Source organism: Acinetobacter sp. S4397-1 (genome assembly GCF_024129285.1).
Classification (GTDB): Bacteria; Pseudomonadota; Gammaproteobacteria; order Pseudomonadales; family Moraxellaceae; genus Acinetobacter; species Acinetobacter lwoffii_C.
On sequence record NZ_JAMXXZ010000057.1, the window covers coordinates 1 to 5,919 of the forward strand.

Below are 5,919 nucleotides of genomic sequence, written 5' to 3' on the forward strand. Positions count from 1 at the left end.
ACTTCCATCAAAAATTTGATGGCGCGCTTAGACGTTTCTCAATTTCATTGAGAAACCTAAGCACGTTAGGGACTTCATCCCTAAAACCCTGAAACTTCTTTTTTCCGTAAATTTTCAATTTACAGAAAAAAGAAGTACCAAAGCTAGGAGCAACTGCATGCAACTAAAACAGGTACTGGGAAAAATTAAAGATATTACTTTTGGCGTGATCGCAGCACCTCTAATCATCATCATTATGATGTGGGCTTCGATACTCGATCAAAGAGCCTTTAAGAAAGAATTAGACCGAAAAAAGGAACAGGAAAAAACCTAATGGCGATTGCTCGTTTAAGTGTCAAAGTTGGCAAGGCAGGCAAGGCAGCACCGCATTCCGAATATATTGATCGGGACGAAGAAAAGAAGCTGAAACAGGAACAGGCAGAAACTGACCTTGAACATAGTGCTTATGGAAACATGCCGAAATGGGCTGAACATAATCCGATTGCCTTTTGGGAGGCAGCCGACCTTTACGAGCGCAAAAATGGCAGTACTTATCGAGAATATGAAATTGCCTTGCCTAGAGAAATGAATGCCGAGCAACGCCTAGAATTGGTTGAGGACTTCATTCAGTCCGAGATCGGCTCAAAATATCCATATCAGTTTGCGATTCATAACCCTAAAGCAATGGACGGCAATGATCAGCCCCACGTTCACCTCATGTTTAATGAACGTTTGCAAGATGGAATCGAACGAGATCCGGAGCAGTATTTCAAACGCTATAACAGCAAAAATCCTGAACGTGGCGGAGCTAAAAAAGACAATACCGGTAAGAGTTACCAGGAAAGAAAAACCGATATTAAAGACCTACGCCAAAGATGGGCAGATTTATGCAACAGCCATTTAGAAAAACACCAAATTGACAGCCGTATTGATATGCGAAGCTACAAAGAGCAAGGCATAGAGAAAGACCCTGAAAAAAAACTATTACCAAGCCAAGCCAAAGACCCTGAAATCAGGGAAGCCCTGCAACAGTCACGAACAGCCTATAAAGAGCTTGAACAACTAGACTTAGGTGACCCGAAAAAAGACCTGAAAGACCTCAAAGACAGCCCAATTTCAGACAAAGAAATTAAACAGGGGATTGAGAGCTTTAAGGCTGATTTTGACAGCTTCAAACAGCTTGCTTTGGAACAGTACAAAGAACAGCAGAAATTAGAGCGAGAACAACAGAAAACCATGAGTTATAAGGGGATGAGCCGATGACACCTGATGAAAAAAAGCTATATGCACTGATGGCAGTTGCAGAACAACAGCAGAACCTAGTCAATCAGGCCGTTAAAGAGCTTCAAATCACGAAGGAAGACATTCAAAGGGCTATCGCTGGGCAAACCCATAGTACCGTATCAAAATCGCTAAATACGGGCTTACAAGAGGGAACAGCGGAGCTTATTAAGACTGCTAAAGCACTTGGACGCTTAAAAAACTCGATTGAATCAGCCAGCTATGAATTTTCGTGGAAAATCATCGCAATGATTTTAGGAATTTTTACCATTCTTATGCTTGGCATCATTTGGTTATTTAGTGTTTATATAAAGCCACTTGAGAATATTTCTAAGATTGAGAGCTTAAGAGAGGATGGTATTCAACTTGATATTCAAAGCTGTAAAGTTGGGGAAGAAACTAAACCTTGTGTCCGAATAATGAAAGATCAGTGCAACTATTCCAAAAACAATGATTTATGTGTGATCGACCCAAAATAATAAGAATATTTCTTATGCTAAAAGAAAATTCTTACTTAATTTCAGTTTTACGAGAGGAAAAGAGGTAATCATGCCATTGATTGAATATTACGGCTTGTTATTTGAATGGCATGACCAAAAAATGGATTTAGTCTATCGAGGGCGTGAAATTACGTTCGAGGAGGTCTGTAGTATTTTCCTTGATCCTGCATTGATGTCTTTTGATGATGTAGGACACTATGACGAACAACGACTAATATCAGTCGGTTTAAGCAATCGTGGTAGACTATTAACAGTGGTTTGGGTTGAACGTGGAGATGTTGCGAGAATAATCACTGCATTTGAACCATCACATCACCAAAAGCGGAGGTACAGCAATGCAAAATGAACTAGAACGCTATAAAAATTTTGACCCTACCAATGCCCCATTGGTTAAACCTAGCTTTGTGAAGAAATTACAGGAACGCCATGCCATAGCGCAAGCAAAGGCTTTTGATGCTGATGTCGTAGAATGGTTAAGTTCACAAGATAATGAAACAAAACAACATATTAACGATATGGTTCGCCATGTTATGGCATTGAAACGTGCTTAATTAGGGATTTAGTCATGATTAGACATGACCTCCTTTTTTTGTCTTGATGTTCAATTTATAAAAGAAAAAGTCTATTTAGTATCAATACTAAATAGACTTTTTTTACATTTAACGATACGTATTTATTTAACTCTCTCATCTTGAACACAAATATCAGCAAAGATAGTCGCTCTAGATTTTTCATAATCTTATAATGGCTGTATTCGGTGTCTAGATGGTTATTTAAGATTGTTTTAATGACTTACAGATTTTTGAAATATAAGTAATATTGAAGGATAGTTCTATGTTAAATCGAGCGAGTTTAGAGAGAAAGGAATTTAAGGAAGAAGAACTTGCGCCCATTAAAAAGCTTGATTTGAATGATTTGAAAGTTCCTATGCCTAAAAACCTTGACCAGTTACTGATTTGGACATCCGAACTTGCTCAATATAATTATGCTCAATTCCTTGACCAAGCCGAACAGCTAAAACTTGTTAATGAAGACAACCAGGAAGAACAGGCGGAAATCAGTCAGAAGCTTAGGTTCTATAGAGGGAATGCACTTATAGAAAACCAAATTAAAGATTTCTATTTGAAAAAGTTACTTGATCAAGGGGAGGCAACAGTCAAAGGTTATATTAAAAGTCCGACCAAGAAAAATACGAGATATGCTGTAATTTCTTATCATGACTATGATTTTGTAAGCTTTGCTACTCCAGAAATTCTTAATAAATTTCCAGCCGATCTCATCAATTTCGTGCAAAAGGAAACACCTAAGACATTAGCGGAAATATACCCTGAAGAAGCCGTGTTCTTATCAGCTATCAAAAAATTTATAAAACCTTTTAAGGAGCAGTATAAAAAATTGGCTGATAAAAACAGAGAAATTAAAGAGCACAATACAGTTGCTCATGAAATTTATATAAAAATTAAAAATAAAGAAGCAACTCTGCAAAAGCCAACAGACTCAAAGCCTAAAGAATCTAGTCCAAAGACTAATGAAAATAGTGTTGTGCCAGTAGAGATGAAGCAGGTAGCCATTCAAAAAAATATGGGCCCAAAAGAAAAGCCAATTACGGTGATTAAGAAGCGAAAATTTGCTTTAAATAAAGATAAGTAGTTTGTAATTTAAAATTATAAACAAAAACCCCTCTAAGTCTTGCAAGTTAGAGGGGTTTTCAAGTAAATTCAGCGGTACGCAGTTATTTGATGCTAGAACATCAAGTAACGAAGATCAGCAGAGTTGACGCTCGTACTGATTTCACCAAAAGGCTTGTACCTGAACTCTATTTTCACAATAAACAGTGTTTATATCAAGCCTCAAAATGATAAGTCTTCGTTAATTCGTGTTTTAAATCGTCAAATAAGTATCCTAGATCGAGCTTTGCCCGCTTCTGCGTGTCCGTTTTACGGTCGGCATGCAGTACGTGTGGTAGGAATAAGTGTCACTGGCGTATTGTAGCTATAGTCGAAAGGCTAAACCGCTTACAGGGGAACTTCACATAGGCGGAGCGTTGGGAGTAGTTACATAGGACTTGTTAAGTTGCATGTTGGGGAAACCCTCGCAGAGATACAGGCAATGTAACGACAGGGAGCGCGTGGAGCGAAGTGCAAGACTTTGAGTCCTTGTCTGCATAGTTTGCAAAACTATGTGCGGATACGACCGATATACGTGGCTCCGAAGCCAAATATATACAGGTAAATCGGCAATACTTAGGGGATATGTCATTTTTTTAAATGACAGCCCTTAGGGTGAGTATTGCCGAAACTCTCTCAACCGTTTCCAAAGCCAAAGCACGAAGTGCGACGCTTTGGAGGCGTGTTGAGAAGTTGAGAGCTTTTGCTTTTAAGGTCGTGTGATTTAGACTTGTGAGTTCTAAAATTTATTTTATGCTTAGGCTATTTTTTTAAATCATTGCAAATTTCTACTATTAAATTTGCTTTGCCTTCTCTACCTTCTTCATAATTTATTGCTTTTACTACGACACCATAAATATTGTCGTCTATAGATTCAGCATAAAAGTAAACACAATCTTCGTTATGTCCATGACTATACCAGTTATCATCTGCATATCTTGACATACGTTCATATATTGATGATTTATAAGATATATTTTTACCATCTATTTTTGATGATTCTACTATTAAATTAGTAATTTGATCATTTGTTGCAAATTCATAATCTTTTTTTGCATTAATAAAATAATTAATAATTTTGTAAGGATCTAACTCTAATTCTTTTTTTATAATAGTTGGATCTATTTTTAGAAAATCCATAACTGCATTGCTTTCATATTCAGTTTTTTTACAGTCTTCATAAAAAAATAGATAAATAGAAATAGCCATTAACATTGGCCAACTACTATCCTTAAAATTATTCTCTTTTAGATAAAGGGCTTTCTTTTTAATATCTTCAATTTTACTTGATGTTATATAGTTGAAATAGTTCGAAGGTACACCTAATTCATCGATCGAGAAATTTCTTATCTCGAACCCACTTTCTGAATTACTTACAGCATTTTTCTTTCTTAAAAAGAAAATTAAGATTTTATATCCAAAAAAACATAAAGTAATAAAACCTATAAATTCAAGCATGTAATCATCTACTATATAATGTTAGGACTGATGGTAAATCATCTTAAAAAATTTTTGAATGGAATAAATCGAGTAGTTGAAGCATTACTTCTTTTGCTTAATAGATTTAATTCAAAGCATAAAATTTTATATATTTTTTGTGAAAATCCACCATAAAATTTCCATTGATTGTAGCCATCATTCATATAAAGAACGCCACAAATATTTGGAAAGTAGAAGCCTAAATTATTTTCTATAATGAAATTAGATAAATCACGGCTAAAGATAAAATTTCGTTGTATACAGATGGTTATTACCTCATATAGCTCTCTAGCTTCCTGATATTTTAGACGGTATCGATTCAATAAATAATTAATAAGATACCTTTTTCTAGCTGGACTTTGCATCGTGTAACATCCTGAAAATTAAAAATTATTTTTCCTTACGTGTATTCAAAACTTGTTGTCCTAAATCTTTCCAAATTTGCCATTTCATATCATTTGGGTCGATTTCAGCAGTTTTAAGCAGAACTCCAAGTAATTCTGCTGGGTTCCGTTGATCTAGATTGGCAATCTCAAAAAGTGCGCCTAATTGGATGAGATGACGTGTACGAGCTTTACGTTCAGCTTCTTTTTCTGCATTCAGTAATTTTCTAACGGCTACCTTTTGCTTATTCGCTCGATCTATTGCTTTTTCGGCTTTAATCAAAGCATTCAGTTTTTTCTCTTGGTCTGGTGTACGGTATTGGATTTTAGCTAATTCCAATAAAAGTTTTTGAGCATCACTCGGATTCTTTAAAGCAGAGATATAGGTGATTTTTTCAGACAGCCAATCATTATTCATATTCAATTCCATTAATTCAGATACCGCAAAAGTACAGGCTTAATTCTCAAAGAACGATAACAAAATAATTACGTCAAATGTACGCAATTTTGTTAAAGTCGTTCTAGAGATTGTTGCCTGCACTTCCATCAAAAATTTGATGGCGCGCTTAGACGTTTCTCAATTTCATTGAGAAACCTAAGCACGTTAGGGACTTCATCCCTAAAACCCTG

Annotated in this window: 9 protein-coding genes; 6 read left to right on the forward strand and 3 right to left on the reverse strand. The window is 35.8% G+C overall.

The window, feature by feature from the left end:
• Positions 1 to 157: 157 nt before the first annotated feature.
• From NI467_RS14200 to NI467_RS14225, 6 genes are all read left to right on the forward strand, one after another.
• A complete protein-coding gene (locus tag NI467_RS14200; RefSeq protein ID WP_004846790.1) occupies positions 158 to 313 on the forward strand; it encodes a hypothetical protein in 156 nt (51 codons plus the stop codon).
• On the forward strand, positions 313 to 1,242 hold the full coding sequence (locus tag NI467_RS14205) for a MobA/MobL family protein (protein WP_161417620.1): 930 nt from the start codon (positions 313 to 315) through the stop codon (positions 1,240 to 1,242). Before NI467_RS14200 ends, NI467_RS14205 begins: the two co-directional genes overlap by 1 nt.
• Positions 1,239 to 1,739 (forward strand): hypothetical protein, encoded by a 501-nt coding sequence (locus NI467_RS14210; RefSeq protein ID WP_044109130.1) that lies wholly within the window; start codon positions 1,239 to 1,241, stop codon positions 1,737 to 1,739. Before NI467_RS14205 ends, NI467_RS14210 begins: the two co-directional genes overlap by 4 nt.
• A gap of 70 nt (positions 1,740 to 1,809) precedes the next feature.
• A complete protein-coding gene (locus NI467_RS14215) occupies positions 1,810 to 2,106 on the forward strand; it encodes a BrnT family toxin (RefSeq protein ID WP_042087986.1) in 297 nt (98 codons plus the stop codon).
• Entirely contained in the window at positions 2,096 to 2,311 is a 216-nt protein-coding gene (locus NI467_RS14220; RefSeq protein WP_114674320.1) for a hypothetical protein, read from the forward strand. The genes NI467_RS14215 and NI467_RS14220 overlap by 11 nt, the downstream gene beginning before the upstream one ends.
• A gap of 283 nt (positions 2,312 to 2,594) precedes the next feature.
• Positions 2,595 to 3,410 carry a hypothetical protein gene (locus NI467_RS14225; RefSeq protein WP_044112494.1) on the forward strand — a complete coding sequence of 272 codons (816 nt, stop codon included), beginning with the start codon at positions 2,595 to 2,597 and terminating at the stop codon, positions 3,408 to 3,410.
• Between the two features lie 779 nt (positions 3,411 to 4,189).
• Here NI467_RS14225 and NI467_RS14230 read toward each other — a convergent pair.
• The 3 genes from NI467_RS14230 to NI467_RS14240 are packed head-to-tail and all read right to left on the reverse strand — an operon-like array spanning position 4,190 to position 5,707.
• Positions 4,190 to 4,885: a hypothetical protein gene (locus tag NI467_RS14230; RefSeq protein WP_175965959.1), complete on the reverse strand. Its 696-nt coding sequence runs from the start codon at positions 4,883 to 4,885 to the stop codon at positions 4,190 to 4,192.
• A gap of 38 nt (positions 4,886 to 4,923) precedes the next feature.
• Positions 4,924 to 5,271: a hypothetical protein gene (locus NI467_RS14235; protein WP_044109134.1), complete on the reverse strand. Its 348-nt coding sequence runs from the start codon at positions 5,269 to 5,271 to the stop codon at positions 4,924 to 4,926.
• A gap of 25 nt (positions 5,272 to 5,296) precedes the next feature.
• A complete protein-coding gene (locus NI467_RS14240; RefSeq protein ID WP_044109132.1) occupies positions 5,297 to 5,707 on the reverse strand; it encodes a conjugal transfer protein TraD in 411 nt (136 codons plus the stop codon).
• Between the last annotated feature and the right edge of the window lie 212 nt (positions 5,708 to 5,919).